Annotated in this window: 17 protein-coding genes; 5 read left to right on the top strand and 12 right to left on the bottom strand. The window is 70.9% G+C overall.

Going from position 1 to position 14,570, the window contains the following annotated elements; all coding sequences use genetic code 11:
- Positions 1-16: 16 nt before the first annotated feature.
- On the bottom strand, positions 17-1,348 hold the full coding sequence (locus ABZT02_RS21560) for a helix-turn-helix transcriptional regulator (protein ID WP_356019574.1): 1,332 nt from the start codon (positions 1,346-1,348) through the stop codon (positions 17-19).
- A 188-nt stretch (positions 1,349-1,536) separates the two neighbouring features.
- Here ABZT02_RS21560 and ABZT02_RS21555 point away from each other — a divergent pair, with 188 nt between their 5' ends.
- Positions 1,537-2,265: a DUF4232 domain-containing protein gene (locus tag ABZT02_RS21555; RefSeq protein WP_356019573.1), complete on the top strand. Its 729-nt coding sequence runs from the start codon at positions 1,537-1,539 to the stop codon at positions 2,263-2,265.
- 70 nt (positions 2,266-2,335) lie between these two features.
- Here the strand turns inward: ABZT02_RS21555 and ABZT02_RS21550 are convergent, their stop codons facing one another.
- The 5 genes from ABZT02_RS21550 to ABZT02_RS21530 form a co-directional block, all read right to left on the bottom strand.
- Positions 2,336-2,680 (bottom strand): MerR family transcriptional regulator, encoded by a 345-nt coding sequence (locus ABZT02_RS21550; RefSeq protein ID WP_356019572.1) that lies wholly within the window; start codon positions 2,678-2,680, stop codon positions 2,336-2,338.
- A 508-nt stretch (positions 2,681-3,188) separates the two neighbouring features.
- Positions 3,189-3,437: a CBS domain-containing protein gene (locus ABZT02_RS21545; RefSeq protein WP_356019571.1), complete on the bottom strand. Its 249-nt coding sequence runs from the start codon at positions 3,435-3,437 to the stop codon at positions 3,189-3,191.
- Between the two features lie 55 nt (positions 3,438-3,492).
- On the bottom strand, positions 3,493-4,959 hold the full coding sequence (locus tag ABZT02_RS21540; RefSeq protein WP_356019570.1) for a DEAD/DEAH box helicase: 1,467 nt from the start codon (positions 4,957-4,959) through the stop codon (positions 3,493-3,495).
- 175 nt (positions 4,960-5,134) lie between these two features.
- Entirely contained in the window at positions 5,135-5,338 is a 204-nt protein-coding gene (locus ABZT02_RS21535; RefSeq protein WP_004986771.1) for a cold-shock protein, read from the bottom strand.
- 346 nt (positions 5,339-5,684) lie between these two features.
- On the bottom strand, positions 5,685-6,344 hold the full coding sequence (locus ABZT02_RS21530) for a TetR/AcrR family transcriptional regulator (RefSeq protein WP_356019569.1): 660 nt from the start codon (positions 6,342-6,344) through the stop codon (positions 5,685-5,687).
- 102 nt (positions 6,345-6,446) lie between these two features.
- Between ABZT02_RS21530 and ABZT02_RS21525 the strand changes: the two genes are divergently transcribed.
- From ABZT02_RS21525 to ABZT02_RS21510, 4 genes are all read left to right on the top strand, one after another.
- Entirely contained in the window at positions 6,447-7,481 is a 1,035-nt protein-coding gene (locus tag ABZT02_RS21525; RefSeq protein WP_356019568.1) for a medium chain dehydrogenase/reductase family protein, read from the top strand.
- Between the two features lie 48 nt (positions 7,482-7,529).
- On the top strand, positions 7,530-8,132 hold the full coding sequence (locus ABZT02_RS21520; RefSeq protein ID WP_356019567.1) for an SRPBCC family protein: 603 nt from the start codon (positions 7,530-7,532) through the stop codon (positions 8,130-8,132).
- An 83-nt stretch (positions 8,133-8,215) separates the two neighbouring features.
- Positions 8,216-9,277: a right-handed parallel beta-helix repeat-containing protein gene (locus ABZT02_RS21515; RefSeq protein WP_356019566.1), complete on the top strand. Its 1,062-nt coding sequence runs from the start codon at positions 8,216-8,218 to the stop codon at positions 9,275-9,277.
- 43 nt (positions 9,278-9,320) lie between these two features.
- Positions 9,321-10,376 carry a methyltransferase gene (locus ABZT02_RS21510; RefSeq protein WP_356019565.1) on the top strand — a complete coding sequence of 352 codons (1,056 nt, stop codon included), beginning with the start codon at positions 9,321-9,323 and terminating at the stop codon, positions 10,374-10,376.
- A 59-nt stretch (positions 10,377-10,435) separates the two neighbouring features.
- Here the strand turns inward: ABZT02_RS21510 and ABZT02_RS21505 are convergent, their stop codons facing one another.
- From ABZT02_RS21505 to ABZT02_RS21480, 6 genes are read right to left on the bottom strand one after another with little or no spacing between them, the layout of a single operon-like run.
- Positions 10,436-10,768 (bottom strand): TcmI family type II polyketide cyclase, encoded by a 333-nt coding sequence (locus ABZT02_RS21505; RefSeq protein ID WP_356019658.1) that lies wholly within the window; start codon positions 10,766-10,768, stop codon positions 10,436-10,438.
- Between the two features lie 20 nt (positions 10,769-10,788).
- A complete protein-coding gene (locus ABZT02_RS21500; RefSeq protein ID WP_356019564.1) occupies positions 10,789-11,268 on the bottom strand; it encodes an SRPBCC family protein in 480 nt (159 codons plus the stop codon).
- Between the two features lies 1 nt (position 11,269).
- A complete protein-coding gene (locus ABZT02_RS21495; RefSeq protein ID WP_356019563.1) occupies positions 11,270-11,527 on the bottom strand; it encodes an acyl carrier protein in 258 nt (85 codons plus the stop codon).
- A 57-nt stretch (positions 11,528-11,584) separates the two neighbouring features.
- Complete coding sequence (locus ABZT02_RS21490) at positions 11,585-12,835, bottom strand: ketosynthase chain-length factor (protein ID WP_356019562.1); 1,251 nt, start codon at positions 12,833-12,835, stop codon at positions 11,585-11,587.
- Complete coding sequence (locus ABZT02_RS21485) at positions 12,832-14,100, bottom strand: beta-ketoacyl-[acyl-carrier-protein] synthase family protein (protein WP_356019561.1); 1,269 nt, start codon at positions 14,098-14,100, stop codon at positions 12,832-12,834. The genes ABZT02_RS21490 and ABZT02_RS21485 overlap by 4 nt, the downstream gene beginning before the upstream one ends.
- The gene (locus ABZT02_RS21480) at positions 14,097-14,552 is read right to left on the bottom strand and encodes a cupin domain-containing protein (RefSeq protein WP_356019560.1); all 456 of its coding nucleotides are present in this window, start codon (positions 14,550-14,552) and stop codon (positions 14,097-14,099) included. The genes ABZT02_RS21485 and ABZT02_RS21480 overlap by 4 nt, the downstream gene beginning before the upstream one ends.
- Positions 14,553-14,570: the final 18 nt, after the last annotated feature.

Here is a 14,570-nt window from a genome sequence, read left to right as displayed (position 1 = left end):
GCGGCGGGCGCCCGGATCAGCCGCCCGTCCGCTCGATCCACTCGCCGCCGCCCAGCGGGTAGTCGTAGCCGGGGCGGCCCACGTCGGCGCTGGTGCGGAACGGGCTGCCGTCGTTGTCGATGCGGACGGTGCCGCTGCGGTCGCCGCTGGACCAGTCGAGGCTGAGGTCCCAGCGGACGTCGTGCGCCGTGGTGTGGGCGCTGATGTAGAAGACCTCCGGGTCGGACTCGCTCACCTTGTACGGGAAGTCGCGCTGGCCGTTCTTCACGGTGACCGTGGGGCTGCCGTTGTCCAGGTCGATGTCGAACGACTTGGAGCCGACACCACCTCCGCAGCCGACGCCCATCGAGTAGTCGTTCCAGGCCGGCGGCGCGTCCTTGGTGAGGAAGCGGACGTGCAGGGCGTTCAGGACGACGGTCTCCTCACCGGTGCCCTGGACGGTGAGCGCGACCCGCTGCTCGCCCGAGGAGACCGCCCCGTACGCGGCGGCCCAGCGCGGCGCGTCCTGCTCGGACGCCGGCGGGCCGACCTGCTCGGGATCGCTGTCGACGAGGAAGTGCTGGCTGCACGGGTCGTCGTAGACATAGGGGCGGACGCCGACGGTGAGCGGGACGGCGTCGGTGGCGCTGCTGCTGCCCGCGCTCTGGGCGCCCCCGCCCTTCGAGGTACCCGACCCGAGGCCCTCGGCACCGGCTGTTCTGGACGGAGAGGCGGTGGCCGAGGCGGACGGCTCGTGTCCGCTTCTGCTCGTGGACGGGGTGGCGGACGGCCGCGTGGCGGTGCCGACGTCCAGGGTGCCGGTGGACGTCGGCACCGTGGAGTCCCCCGCCCGGACGGCCGTCGGGCGCAGGGCGTACGCGGCACCCAGGGCCGCGACCACCGCGACGGAGGCGATCAACGCGGTACTGCGACGACGGAACCGGGACGGACGCCGGGGCGGCGCGGCCTCGGCGGCGGTGTCGATGACGACGGGCTCACCGTCACCGGTCTCGGTCTCGGTTCCCCTCTCGGTCTCGGTCTCGGCGCCGTCCTCGTCCGGAGCGGCCTGCTGAGACGGACCCTTCGCCGCGGCCTGGTCGGGCCTGCGCCCCCGTTCCGCGTCCGCCAGGATCCAGCGCCGGTGCAGCTCCACCAGCTCCTTCGGTGTGGCCCGGCAGACCCGTGCGAGGCGCTCCACCGGGGCGTACTCGACCGGCACAGCGGTGCCGTTGCAGTAGCGGTGAAGGGTCGACGTACTCATGTGCAGACGCTTGGCCAGCGTCCCGTAACTCAGCCCCGACCGGTCCTTGAGTTCCCGCAGCAGCTGCGCGAACGCCTCGTTCCGCTCGGTCCCCGTTGTCTCCGACACCCGTTCCCCTCAACCCCCCGCGTCCCGTTGGCGCATTCCAGGGTCACTTCGTTCTCCCTGGTCAGAGCCCGTTTCGGCGTTCCAGTGTCCCCAACTGCCCGCTGAACGTGGCGATCGGGACGGATCACCTCACAAGCTTCGGTCATCCAATCACCACCGCCACCCGAACTCCGAAGGGGCACATCGACATGTCCAGCACCTCCCGCACCCGCCTCGTCGTGGCCGCCACGGCCACCGTTCTCGCCGCGCTCTCGCTGACCGCGTGCAACGACGGGGCAGGCACCGAGGACGAGGGCCGCGCGGCCGGCACGAGCCCCTCCGCGGCCTCTTCCCCGGCCACGGCCACCCCGGCACCCTCGGCCACCACGGACTCGTCGGCCACCACCGGCGCCTCGGCCGCCGCGGGCTCCTCCGGTACCGGATCAGCGGGCGGCGCTGCGACGGCCGCCACGCGCACCCCCGCCTCCAAGGCGCCGGCCTCCTCCGCCAAGCCGGTCACCTGCGAGGGCTCCACCACCAGGACGGTCGCGGCCCCGCTGACCCGTCCGGTGAACCACATGCTGCTCACGGTGACCAACACCGGCAGCAAGAGCTGCAACCTGTACGGCTACCCGGCCGTCCGCTTCGGCGAGGCCCAGTCCGTGCCCCCGGTCATCGAGGCCTCGCAGCCCCAGGCGGTCGTCACGCTCGCGCCGGGCGAGTCCGGCTACGCCTCCGTGAACCTGGCCGCCGCCGACGGCAGCGGCGCGAACGGCTACACCGCGAAGTCCCTGACCGTCTACTTCCAGGGCCGTTCCGGCAACGGGAGCGTCGGCACGGCCGCCCACCCGTCGCTGCCGGCGAAGGGCCTCTACGTCGACGACTCGCTCAAGGTCACGTACTGGCAGCAGTCGATGGACGACGCCGTCAGCTGGTGACGCCCCGGGCACCCCGGCGAGCGCATCCTTGAGCCCCCGGTTGTCCAGCCCCGCGGTCTGGGTCGGATGGTCAGGTGGTGCCGGTGGTGCCGGTTGCTGTGTTCGCGGCGTGGCGGTATTCGGCGTTGATGCGTTGTGCTTCCTCGAGTTGGTCTTCGAGGATGACGATGCGGCAGGCGGCTTCGATGGGGGTTCCCCGGTCGACGAGTTCGCGGGCGCGGGCGGCGATGCGCAGTTGGTAGCGGGAGTAGCGGCGGTGTCCGCCTTCCGAGCGCAGGGGTGTGATCAGTCGGGCTTCGCCGATGGCTCGCAGGAAGCCGGGGGTGGTGCCGAGCATCTCTGCTGCCCGGCCCATGGTGTACGCGGGGTAGTCGTCGTCGTCCAAGCGATCGCCGAGTGGAATATCTGCTGCCATGTCACCTCGTTGTGCAACGCGTCGAGGGGCCCCGATGCCGTACGGCACCAGGGCCCCGAAGGGAATTCAACACCATCTGTCGGCTCTCGTGCTCTGCCGACCTTCTGTTTCCGCTACCCGGCCCGGTGACGGGAGGGGTGCGGGGATCGCGGCTGCGTGACCGGGGACCACCATCCAATCCGGGGTCTTGCGGTACCCGGGCCGAACACGTCGGGCCGGGCGATCCTGATGGCGTCTGCTCCTCCGTCCTTGCTCTGAACCAGCTACTTGTGTGAACGGGTACTGCGGTACTGCCACCCGCCAGTTCGTCTCTGCCGGGTCTCGCTTGACCATGTCTACGGGAAAAACAGTAACCGTGTCAGAAGCCAATGTCTACTCTGGCAAGAGGAGATTTTGGCGCTCGCGCGAAGCAGACATGTTTCGACGGGTGCGTACGACGATGGGGCCCTGCCGACGCGCGTCGGCAGGGCCCCATCGGGCTTGTGGTGGTGGATCCGGGTGAGACCGGTCAGCCGGCGAGCCGGAGGACGTCCCGCAGCCGGAGCCGGTCCGTGTAGGCGGCGCTGTCCCGCAGGACGGCGAGCCCGGCCCGGGTGACCAGGCCCGTGCGCTGCTCGTCCCCGTCGCAGAGGACGAGGTGGTCGACACGGGCGCCGGCCATGAGGGACAGGGCCACCTCGACCGTCATGTCGTCACAGACCCGGGGTCCGGACCCCTCCCGGTCGAGGACCACGTGCTGCGTCTGGATCGGCGTCATGGGTGCCTCCTGCTGGAAGGGGATGGGTTTCGTGGAGCCGCCCGGCACAGCCGCCCTAGGCGGCGGAGCCGAAGCCGGTCCGCCGCGGCGCGCTGCGGCGTGCCGCCTCGCCCGCGGGGCGGCCCTGGCCCGACTGGCCCCGGCGTCCCCGGCGGCCCCGGGACGGGGACGAGGAGGACGTGCCGCGGGGGCGTTCCGCCTGCGGCGCGGTGATGACGACCGGGACACCGGAAGGGGCCTGGGCCCCGGTGATGCGGCTCAGCTCCGCCTCGCCCGAACGCACCTGGGCGATCCGGGGGGTGATGCCCGCCGAGGCCATCAGCCGGCTCATGTCGCGACGCTGGTTCGGGGTCACCAGGGTGACGACGCTGCCGGACTCGCCGGCGCGGGCCGTACGGCCGCCGCGGTGCAGGTAGTCCTTGTGGTCGGTGGGCGGATCGACGTTGACGACCAGGTCGAGGTTGTCGACGTGGATCCCGCGGGCCGCCACGTTGGTCGCCACCAGCACCGTCACATGCCCGCTCTTGAACTGGGCCAGGGTCCGCGTGCGCTGCGGCTGGGACTTGCCGCCGTGCAGGGCCGCGGCGCGGACACCGCTGCTCAGCAGGTGCTTCGTCAGCCGGTCCACCGCGTGCTTGGTGTCGAGGAACATGATCACGCGGCCGTCGCGCGCCGCGATCTCGGTGGTCGTCCGGTGCTTGTCCGCGTCGTGCACATGGAGGACGTGGTGCTCCATCGTGGTGACCGCGCCGGCGGACGGATCGACCGAGTGGACGACGGGGTCGTGCAGGTAAGTGCGCACCAGCCGGTCGACGTTGCGGTCCAGGGTGGCGGAGAAGAGCATCCGCTGCCCGCCCGGACGCACCTGGTCGAGCAGGGCGGTGACCTGCGGCATGAAGCCCATGTCGGCCATCTGGTCGGCCTCGTCGAGGACCGTGATGGCCACCTCGCTCAGCCGGCAGTCGCCCCGGTCGATGAGGTCCTTGAGCCGCCCGGGCGTCGCGACGACCACCTCGGCCCCGGCGCGCAGCGCACCGGCCTGCCTGCCGATGGACATACCGCCGACGACGGTGGCCATGCGCAGGTTCACGGAGCGGGCGTAGGGCGTGAGCGCGTCGGTGACCTGCTGGGCGAGCTCACGGGTGGGGACGAGGACGAGGGCGAGCGGCTGCCGCGGCTCGGCACGGCGTCCGGCCGTACGGGCCAGTGCGGCGAGGCCGAAGGCGAGTGTCTTGCCCGAGCCGGTGCGGCCACGGCCGAGTACGTCACGGCCGGCCAGGGAGTTCGGCAGGGTCGCCGCCTGGATCGGGAACGGCGCGGTCACGCCTTCATGGCCCAGCGTGGCCAACAGCTGTCCGGGCATGGCGAGATCGGCGAATGCCTCGACCGCGGGCAGCGCGGGCGTGAGCGTCCTGGGCGGTGCGAACTCACCCTGTACGGTCTGCCGGTTTCCGTAGGTCCTGGAACCACGGTGCGGACCGCCGGAGCGGCCACGGGGGGGATTTGAGCGTGTGCGATTCATGCGAAACCTTCCTTGATGCGGCACGTATCAAGGAAGTCCCGCAGCCGATGAGCGGCGCAGAGAATCGCGAGAACGAGCCGAAGGCGATGTGTGATGCGCCCTGAAAAGACGCGAGCTGGGGCCCGCACCGCAAGGTGCGGGCCCCAGCTGCGAAATATGCGCGGCAGAGCGGGTGTCAGGCGGGAACGATGTTCTCGGCCGTCGGGCCCTTCTGGCCCTGCGCGATGTCGAACGACACCTTCTGGCCTTCCAGCAGCTCACGGAAGCCCTGGGCGGCGATGTTGGAGTAGTGGGCGAAGACGTCGGCGCCGCCGCCGTCCTGCTCGATGAAGCCGAAGCCCTTTTCCGCGTTGAACCACTTCACGGTGCCAGTAGCCATGTCATATCTCCTTCGGAGGCGGTTTCAGAATTCACCGTGTGTGAATTCCGTGTCGCCGTGCTGATTCGCCCGTCGGAAATAACCTTCTGGCAACCACACCTGCAACTGAGATCGACAGTAGCACGGTGCGATCAGGCCTGTGCGGCGGATAATCCTGACCTTGGTCGGCGTTCGGGGAATACTCACCAGGCACCGGACTTATTTCTCCCGTCGCGGGCACAGATATTGCTCGGCGTGCACGCAGTCTTCCGCCTGTGTACTTCGTCCGCGACCCTGTGACCTCCGACTATGTGAGGTGTACCGCCGTCACCGGCGAGCGTGGCCGGTACGCCCGACACGACGAAGGTCACATCTGGCCGAGGCCGGTCAGCTCGTCCAGTTCGGCGGCGTAGAACCGCGCGGGGTCGAATCCCATTCCGGTGAAGTGGCCGGCGAGTTCCAGGGACAGGGCGCCGTGCAGCCGGGTCCAGAAAGTCAGTGCCCGGCGCAGGGTCGCGGCCGGGGCGGAGTGGCCGCCCGCCCAGTCCCGGTGTTCTTCGAGGTGGGCGTCGAACGGTGTCGCCGGGCCGCTCGGCGACAGCTCGGCGAAGGCGTCCAGGAGCGTCGCCATGATCTCGGACGCGATCGCGGTGATGTCGTCGGGCGCGTGATAGCCGGGGACGGGCGTGCCGTAGATGAGGAAGTAGCGCTGCGGGTCCTCCAGGGCCCAGGTCCGCAGCGCGTCCGCCAGCGTGGTCACGTCGGCGCCGGGCCGGGAAGAGGCCGCGCGGAAGGTGCCGGCGAGGCTCAGGTACGCGTCCCTGACGAGTTCGGTGATCAGCTCGTCGCGGCCGGCGTAGTACCGGTACAGCGCGGGTCCGCTCATGCCCAGTTGCTTGGCGATGGCGTTGAGGGAGAGCGCGGACGCGCCCGCGGTGGCGATCTGCTCCCACGCGCGGTCCTTGATCTCCGTACGCACCTGGGCGCGGTAGCGCTCGCGGGGGGTCTTGGCTTCCGGGTTCACCATGGTTAGAGGCTATCACTGTAGTTATTGACACTTCCGCTTCGGTGCGGTTATAACTTCTAACGAACACGAAGCCGAGTAACCAAAGCGTCTGTGGAGGTCGTCATGAACACCGAAGGACTCGTCGAGGTCGTCCTGCCGGGCAAGGTCGAGCCCGAAGGGCTGCAGCTCCGGCACGGAGCCGTTCCCACCGCGGGCCCGGGCCAGGTCGTGATCCGGATGGAGGCGACCGGCGTCTCCTTCGCCGAGCAGCAGATGCGGCGCGGCCGCTACTACGACCAGCCGCCGTTCCCCTTCGTCCCCGGTTACGACCTCGTCGGCACGGTGCTGGCGACCGGCGAGGGCGTCGATCCGCACCTGGCCGGCACCCGCGTCGCCGCCCTGGTCAAGACCGGCGGCTGGGCCAGCCACGTGCTCGTCGACGCCGCGGACGTGGTGCCGGTGCCCGACGGGATCGGCGCGGCGGAGGCCGAGACCCTCGTCGTCAACGGCATCACCGCCTGGCAGATGCTGCACCGCAAGGCCCGCGTGCGCGCCGGGCAGACCGTCGTCGTGTACGGCGCCAACGGCGGCGTCGGCTCGGTCCTGGTCCAGCTCGCCCGGGCCGCGGGCGCCCATGTGATCGGTACGGCGTCCCCGCGCCACCACGACGCCCTGCGCGAGAGGGGAGTCGTCCCCGTCGACTACCGCGCCGACGACCTGGCCGCACGGATCCGCGAACTCGCCCCGAGCGAGGGCGTCCACGCCGTCTTCGACCACGTCGGCGGCCAGGGTGTCGTCGACTCCTGGCGGCTCCTCGCCCCCGGCGGCACGCTCGTCTCGTACGGCAGCGCCGCCACCCGTGACGCCGAGGGCTCCAAGCAGTGGCCCGTGCTGAAGCTCCTGGGCCGGGTGTGGCTGTGGAACGCGCTGCCCAACCGCCGCCGCGCCTACTTCTTCAACGTGTGGGCCGGGCGCGCCCTGGCGAAGAACCGCTTCCGGGCCCGCCTGCGCACCGACCTCACCCAGGTCTTCGCCGCCCTCCAGCGCGGCGAGGTCACCGCCCAGATCGCCGCCCAACTGCCGCTCGCCCGCGTCGCCGACGCCCTGCGGCTGGCCGAGTCCGGCACCGTCGCCGGAAAGGTCGTCCTGAACCCCTAGCGAGCAGGCGCAGGCCCGAACCGACCCTCGACAACCGAGAGGAACACCATGTCCACCATCCTGAGGCCCCGCGTGCTCGCGGTCTCGCTCGCCGTCGCCGGCGTCCTGGCCGGCACCGTCCCGGTCGCGCAGGCGGCCCACCACGCGGAGCCGTCCCGGTGCGGCGGACACGGCGTCGACGCCGACGCCCGCATCCGCTACGCGTCCGACGTCGTGATCAAGGCGCCGTTGAGCACCGTGTGGAAACTCCAGACCGACGTCGAGCGCTGGCCGTCCTGGCAGCCGCCGGTTCTCACGGCCGAGCGTCTCGACCCCGGCCGGCTGAGAAAGGGGTCGCGGTTCCGGTGGACGACCCCCGCGCCCGCCACCACCCTCGGCATCACCTCCACGGTCCGGGAACTGCGGCGCCACGACTGCGTCCTGTGGAGCGGACCCGCGGTCGGGGAGGGGCTGCGGATCGACGAGGGCGTGCACCTGTGGACCTTCAAAAAGGTCGAGGGCGGCGTGCGTGTCCACACCGAGGAGACCTGGACCGGCGCCCAGGTCGAAGCGGACGTCCCCACCGCGACGGCGGCCCTGGGCGGGGGCCTGGAAGCGTGGCTGCGCGACCTGAAGGCCGCCGCCGAAGGCCGGCTCACAACGCGGCCGTAGCACCCGGCGGGTCGCGTCCGTGACACGCCCCCGGACGGTCTATCCCGCCTATTTTGGACCTTCCAGGCCATACCGTACCGAATATGATGAGATTTCATATCTCCCGCCTGGCATGCACCGCGGCGATCATCGGGGCGGTGTTCGGGGCCGCCCCGCCCGTCGCCGCCGCCGACCAGATGACCCACGTGGTCTTTCCCGGACAGTCGATCCAGCAGGCGGTGGACGCCGCCGAGCCGGGTGACACCGTCCTGCTGGCCCCCGGCACCTATCGCGAGAGCGTCATGGTGAGCACGCCCGGGATCACCCTGAGCGGCATGGGCCGCAGCACCGTCATCGAGCCGGACACGAAGCAGGCCGGCAAGTGTGCCGAGGCCGGCAACGGCATCTGTGTGATCGGGACGAAGGACCACGACGTCGAGGGCGTCACCGTCGCCTCCCTCACCGTGACCGGCTTCACCGGTACCGGGGTGTTCGCCATGGCGACCGACGGGCTGACCGTGCGGAACGTGACCGCGGTGAAGAACGGCGTGTGGGGGATCGCCCAGGAGCGCTCGGTGCACGGGGTGTTCCGGAAGAACACCGCCCGGGACAACGGCGACGCCGGCCTGTTCCTCGCGAACACGATCAAGGAAGAGGCGGGGGCCACGGACACCCGGGGAACCGTCGTCGAGCGCAACCGCCTGGAGGGCAACCGGATCGGCATCACCGTCCGGCGCCTGCGGAACCTCACCGTCGCGGACAACCACCTCACCGGCAACTGCGCGGGCGTCTTCGTCGTGGGCGACGAGAACAAGCCGAAGGCGGGCGCGCTGACCGTGCGCGACAACACCCTCGTGAAGAACAACAAGTCCTGCCCGAAGACCGCGCGGCTGGACGCGTTGCAGGGCTCCGGCATCGTGCTGACCGGCGCCGAGGACACCCTGGTGACGCACAACCGGGTCATCGGCAACACCGGCACCTCCCCGCTGTCGGGCGGCATCGTCCTGTTCAAGAGCTTCGTGGGCACCACCAGCGAACGGAACCGGATCACCGACAACACGCTGGAGGGCAACGCCCCGGCGGACCTCGTCAACACGGACACCGGCAAGAACAACACCTTCGAACACAACTCCTGCCGGGCCTCCAAGCCCGCCGGACTGTGCTGACCGGCCCGTGGCCACCCCCGAACTCGAAGAAGAGAGGCGGCTCATGACGACCGCTCAGACCGCGCGGAGCGCTCAGCCCGCTCAGCCCGCCCCGCCGCCCTCCATGCGGCTCAGAGAGCTCGTGTTCGGCGCGGCCTGTGCGGCCGCCCTCCGCGCGGCCGCCCGGCTGGGCGTCGCCGACGCCCTCGACGACAGTCCACAGGCTGTGGAGGACCTCGCGGCCGCGGTGAAGACCGAACCCAGGACACTGCGACGGCTGTTGCGCGCCCTGTCCTGCTACGGCATCTTCGCCGAACAGCGGGACGGGACGTTCGCGCACACCGACATGTCCCGGCTGCTGCGCGAGGACGATCCGAACAGCCTGCGCGCCATCGCACTGTGGTGCACCGAGCCGTGGACCTGGGCCGCGTGGCCGATGCTGGACGAGGCGGTGCGCTCCGGGCGCAACGTCGTGGAGGACCTCTACGGCAAGGAGTTCTTCCAGTACCTCAACGAGGACGCCCCGGAATCGGCCGATGTCTTCAACCGCGCCATGACGACCTCCAGCGTGCAGTCCGCGCGGGACGTGGCGGAGTTCCTCGATCTGTCGGGGAGCAAGTCCGTCGCCGACATCGGAGGCGGTCAGGGGCATGTGGTGGCGAGCCTGCTGGAGAAGTACCCCTCGCTCCACGGGACCCTGCTCGACCTGCCGCGCGTGGTGGAGAACGCCGATCCCCGGCTGCGTCCGGGCGGCGCGCTCGCGGGCCGGGTGAGCCTGGTGCCCGGTGACTGCCGTACGGCCGTCCCAGTCCAGGCGGACGTGTACATCATCAAGAACATCCTGGAGTGGGACGACGACAGCACGACCCGCACCCTGCGCAACGTCATCGCGGCGGGCGGGCCGGGAGCGCGGGTCGTGGCCATCGAGAACCTCGTCGACGACTCGCCCTCGATGCGGTTCAGCACCGCCATGGACCTGCTGCTGCTCCTCAACGTCGGAGGGGCCAAGCACACCACCGAGAGCCTGACCCGCAGGCTGACGGAGGCGGGCCTGGTCATCGACGACGTCCGGCCGGTCAACCCCTACCTGCACGCGTTCGACTGCACGATCCCCGCCTGACCGACGCTCGCCGGGCACGCGAAGCAGCGCGTGCCCGGCGAGCGGAGGTCCGCGGCGGTTCAGGAGGCGGAGTCCCGCTCCCAGCGGTAGAAACACCGCGCCATCGCGTCCTTCGGTGAGCGCCAGGTCGCCGGGTCGTACGCGCTGACGTACGCCGACAGCCGTTCGCTGATGTCCCGGAACTCGGGGTGTCCGGCCACCTTCGCGATGGCGGGCCCGGGGTCCCGCTCGGCCTCGATGAGGTGCAGGTACACGTCGTCGAACTGGAAGAGGCTGCGCCGGGCGACGCCCACGAGGTGCGGCAGTTCTCCCCGGTCCGACTCCTCGAACACCTTGGCGATGTCCAGGGCCGACTCCGGGGCCATACGGGCGACGATCAGGGACTGATGCATCGTCATGTCCTCCGTCCCGCTCAGTCGGACAGCATCTGCACGGGCCGGCGCTCTTCGGCGGCCTTCTCGATGCGGTCCCGGATCAGCGCCATCTGGACCTTGGAGTTCCGGTTGATGTTGTCCGTCATCCAGGCGTCGTCGACGGGTGCGTCCGGCCGCATCGCGAAGTCCTGCGTCCACACCATCCGGGTGCCCTCGGGGACCTTCTCGTACTGCCACACGATGTTCATGTAGGCGAAGGGCCCGGTCTCGACCCGGCGGGCCCGCACGGTGAGCGTGTCGCGGTCCGGCTCCCGCTCCGAGACCCAGCTCCACACCTTGCCGTCCGCGTCGGGGTGCATGGTCAGCCGGAACGTGGTCCGGTTCCCCTCCCGGGACATGATCTCGGCGGAGGCGTACTCGCTGAACAGCTCCGGCCAGCTCTCGACGTCGTTGGTCATGTCCCAGACCAGGTCCAGCGGGGCCGCGATGGTGATCTCGTTCTGCGTGTGTCCGGTCATGTCAGGCACCTGCCAGAAGCGCACTGTTGACGAGTTCGAGGAACTGCCGGGGGCTCTTGCTCTTCTCCGCGTCGGGAGGCATCGGGGTGCCGTACCGGTTCTCCAGCTCGCCCACGATGCCGAGCAGCCCGAGCGAGTCGAGGCCGAAGGTGTCGAAGCCGGAGTCGCTGCGCTGCCGGAGCTCGTCGGGGGCGACGGTGATGCCGGCGGCCTTCTTCATGAGCTCGGCCAGCTCTTCCACGGTGATGCGGTCACTCATGGGGTTCCTCTCCTTGTGTCGTGAACGTGTGTCGTGATGGGTGGTCACGAAGCCTCCCTACGAGGCGTCGGCGGCACCGCGCCGGAGCACCAGCGCCGCGTTCGACCCCATGAGTCCTCGGCTGAGGACCAGCGCCGTGCGCACCTCGGCGGCTCGCGCGCGGACGGTGACGAGGTCGAGGTCGTGGCAGATGTCGAAGACATTGGGGGTGGGCGGGATCAGGCCGTGCTCCATCGCGAGCACCGCGGCGGCCACGTCCAGCACGGGCGCCGCGCCGTAGGCCCGGCCGACGGCGGTCTTCGGCGCCGTGACGGGCACCTTGGTGCCGTGCGGGCCGAGGGCGTCCGCGATCGCCAGCGCTTCGGCGCGGTCGGCCTCCGAAACCCCGAGGGCGTCCGCGAAGACCACGTCGATCTCCTCCGGTGCGCACCCGGCCTCGTCCAGGGCGCCCCGGATCGCCTGGGCCAGCCCCTGGCGGGACTCCTTCCAGCGGGAGGCGCCGGTGAACGTCGCCGCGTGTCCCGCCAGCGTGGCCCGCACCGGCACGCCCCGGTCCCGGGCCGAGCCCTCGGCCTCCACGACGAGCATGGCACCGCCCTCGGCCGGCACGAATCCGCAGGCCGCGGTGGTGAAGGGGCGGTAGGCGCGGTCCGGTTCGTCGACTGTGCTCAGCTCCTCGTAACCGAGCTGGCAGACCATCGAGTAGGGGGCCAGCGGCGCCTCGGTCGCGCCGGCCACCATCACGTCGGTGCCGCGCCGCACGGCCCGCGCCGCGTGCGCCAGCGCGTCCAGACCGCCGGCCTCGTCGGAGGCGACCACCCCGCAGGGGCCCTTGAGGCCGCGCCGGATGGAGATCTGGCCGGTGCTCGCGGCGTAGAACCAGGCGATGGACTGGTACGGCCCGACGAACCGGCTTCCCTTGCCCCACAGTTGCTGCAGCTCGCGCTGCCCGAACTCGCCGCCGCCGGAACCTGCGGCGGTGACCACGCCCACGGAGAACGGCGCGGCGTCGGTGTCGGACCGGCCGAGCCCGGCGTCGTCCAGTGCCAGGTCGGCCGCGGCCATCGCGAAGTGCGTGAACCGGTCGGTCTGGACGAGGTAGCGCTCCTCGACCGCCGACGGCGGATCGAAGTCCCGGATCTGGCCGGCCACCCGCAGCGGCAGGTGCTCACAGCCGTCACGGGTGATCCGGTCCAGGACGGCGACACCCTCCATGGTGGCCTTCCAGAAGGCCTCGGTGTTGATTCCGTTGGGCGCGACCACGCCGATTCCGGTGACGGCCGCGCGCCGGGGATACGGTGCGCTCATTCGGTCTTCTCCCTCGGCAGGGTCATGATCACCGCGGACTGGAAGCCGCCGAACCCGCTGCCCACCGAGAGCACGCTGCGCAGCCTGCGCTCGCGGGCGACGCGCGGCACGTAGTCCAGGTCGCACTCGGGGTCCGGGGTCTCGTAGTTCGCGGTGGGCGGGACCACCTGGTGGGCCAGGGCCAGCGTGCAGGCGACGACCTCGATGGCCCCGATCGCACCGAGGGAGTGGCCCACCATGGACTTGATGGAGCTCATGGGCGTGTCGTAGGCGTGCGCGCCCAGCGCCCGCTTGACCGCGGCCGTCTCGTGCCGGTCGTTCTGCAGGGTGCCCGACCCGTGCGCGTTGACGTAGTCGATCGCCGTGGCGTCGAGCCGGGCCTGGCCGAGGGCGTCCTCGATGGCCCGGGCCATCTCCAGGCCCTCACCGGTCAGACCGGTCATGTGGTAGGCGTTGCCGAACGTGGCGTAGCCGCCTATCTCGCAGTACACGTGCGCGCCCCTGGCCCGGGCGTGCTCCAGCTCCTCCAGGATGAGCACCGCGCCGCCCTCGCCCATGACGAACCCGTTGCGCCGGGCGTCGAAGGGGCGGGACGCGTGGGCGGGATCGTCGTTGCTCGGGGAAGTGGCCTTGATCGCGTCGAAGCAGGCCATGGTGATCGGGGAGATCGGCGAGTCCGAGGCGCCGGCGATGCACACGTCGGCCCTGCCCTCCTCGATCGTGTGGAAGGCGTACCCGACGGCGTCGAGCCCCGAGGTGCAGCCCGTGGAGACGGTCTGCACAGGCCCGCGGGCCTCGAACCGCTCCGCCACCGCCGAGGCGAGGGTGCTGGGCGAGAACGCCCGGTGCAGATGCGGCCCCGCCTCCCGGGGATCCACGTCCCAGCGCTGCCCGCCATGGCTGACCAGGACGTAGTCGTGCTCCAGGCGGGTGGTCCCGCCGACCGCGGTGCCCAGGGAGACCCCGACCCGCCACGGGTTCTCCGCGGCGAGGTCGAGGCCGGAGTCCCGTACCGCCTCCTCGCCGGCGACCAGGGCGAACTGGAGGTAGCGGTCGCTCCGGGCGATCTGTTCCGCGTCCAGGCCGTGGGCCGCCGGGTCGAAGTCGCACTCGGCGGCGATCTGGGAACGCAGCCCGGACGGGTCGAAGAACGTGATGCCGCGGGTCGCCGTGCGACCGCTGGTCAGCAGATCCCAGAACGCCGGGACACCGATGCCGCCCGGGGCGACGATTCCTATGCCGGTGACCGCCACGCGCCTTCTCATGAGCGCAACCGGCTCGGCTCGGCCGCCCCGCCGGCGTGGACCGTCTCCACCGGGATCGGCACGCCGTCGGCGTCCTCGGTGTCGACGTGCCCGAGCGGCGGGCTCGGGGCCAGCGGGCCGAGGTGGAAGACCATCCGGGCCTCCACGTTGCCCACGTTGCGGAAGCGGTGGCGCATGTGGGAGGGGATCAAAAGCCCCTGCTCGGGCCGCAGTTCATGGGGCTCGCCGTCCAGGTCCACCTCGAGCTGCCCGCACACCACGTAGATGAACTCCTCGGAGTACGGGTGGTAGTGCTCGGCGATGCGGTCGCCGGGCTGCACGATGGCCACGCCCATGAAACCGCTGGTGGAGCCGACCGTGGCGGGGGTGAGCATGGCGCGCAGATCGCCTCCGCGCCGGGTGTTGGGCTCGACCTCGCTGAGATCCACTACTCCGGGATGACGTTTGATCACGACGTTCCTCCGAACATG

The sequence above is a fragment of the Streptomyces sp. NPDC005402 genome, assembly GCF_040606575.1.
Classification (GTDB): Bacteria; Actinomycetota; Actinomycetes; order Streptomycetales; family Streptomycetaceae; genus Streptomyces.
The sequence above is the reverse complement of the archived record's forward strand: the minus strand, read 5'-3'. Positions and strand labels throughout refer to the sequence as shown.

What these genes read in the sequence shown, in the direction of transcription:
- ABZT02_RS21540 (WP_356019570.1), bottom strand. Translation starts at nt 4,959, where the DNA reads ATGAATCGCACACGCTCAAATCCCCCCCGTGGCCGCTCCGGCGGTCCG.
- ABZT02_RS21505 (WP_356019658.1), bottom strand. Translation starts at nt 10,768, where the DNA reads ATGCATCAGTCCCTGATCGTCGCCCGTATGGCCCCGGAGTCGGCCCTG.
- ABZT02_RS21525 (WP_356019568.1), top strand. Translation starts at nt 6,447, where the DNA reads ATGAACACCGAAGGACTCGTCGAGGTCGTCCTGCCGGGCAAGGTCGAG.
- ABZT02_RS21510 (WP_356019565.1), top strand. Translation starts at nt 9,321, where the DNA reads ATGACGACCGCTCAGACCGCGCGGAGCGCTCAGCCCGCTCAGCCCGCC.
- ABZT02_RS21530 (WP_356019569.1), bottom strand. Translation starts at nt 6,344, where the DNA reads ATGGTGAACCCGGAAGCCAAGACCCCCCGCGAGCGCTACCGCGCCCAG.
- ABZT02_RS21515 (WP_356019566.1), top strand. Translation starts at nt 8,216, where the DNA reads ATGATGAGATTTCATATCTCCCGCCTGGCATGCACCGCGGCGATCATC.
- ABZT02_RS21500 (WP_356019564.1), bottom strand. Translation starts at nt 11,268, where the DNA reads ATGACCGGACACACGCAGAACGAGATCACCATCGCGGCCCCGCTGGAC.
- ABZT02_RS21555 (WP_356019573.1), top strand. Translation starts at nt 1,537, where the DNA reads ATGTCCAGCACCTCCCGCACCCGCCTCGTCGTGGCCGCCACGGCCACC.
- ABZT02_RS21520 (WP_356019567.1), top strand. Translation starts at nt 7,530, where the DNA reads ATGTCCACCATCCTGAGGCCCCGCGTGCTCGCGGTCTCGCTCGCCGTC.
- ABZT02_RS21490 (WP_356019562.1), bottom strand. Translation starts at nt 12,835, where the DNA reads ATGAGCGCACCGTATCCCCGGCGCGCGGCCGTCACCGGAATCGGCGTG.
- ABZT02_RS21485 (WP_356019561.1), bottom strand. Translation starts at nt 14,100, where the DNA reads ATGAGAAGGCGCGTGGCGGTCACCGGCATAGGAATCGTCGCCCCGGGC.
- ABZT02_RS21545 (WP_356019571.1), bottom strand. Translation starts at nt 3,437, where the DNA reads ATGACGCCGATCCAGACGCAGCACGTGGTCCTCGACCGGGAGGGGTCC.
- ABZT02_RS21535 (WP_004986771.1), bottom strand. Translation starts at nt 5,338, where the DNA reads ATGGCTACTGGCACCGTGAAGTGGTTCAACGCGGAAAAGGGCTTCGGC.
- ABZT02_RS21495 (WP_356019563.1), bottom strand. Translation starts at nt 11,527, where the DNA reads ATGAGTGACCGCATCACCGTGGAAGAGCTGGCCGAGCTCATGAAGAAG.
- ABZT02_RS21550 (WP_356019572.1), bottom strand. Translation starts at nt 2,680, where the DNA reads ATGGCAGCAGATATTCCACTCGGCGATCGCTTGGACGACGACGACTAC.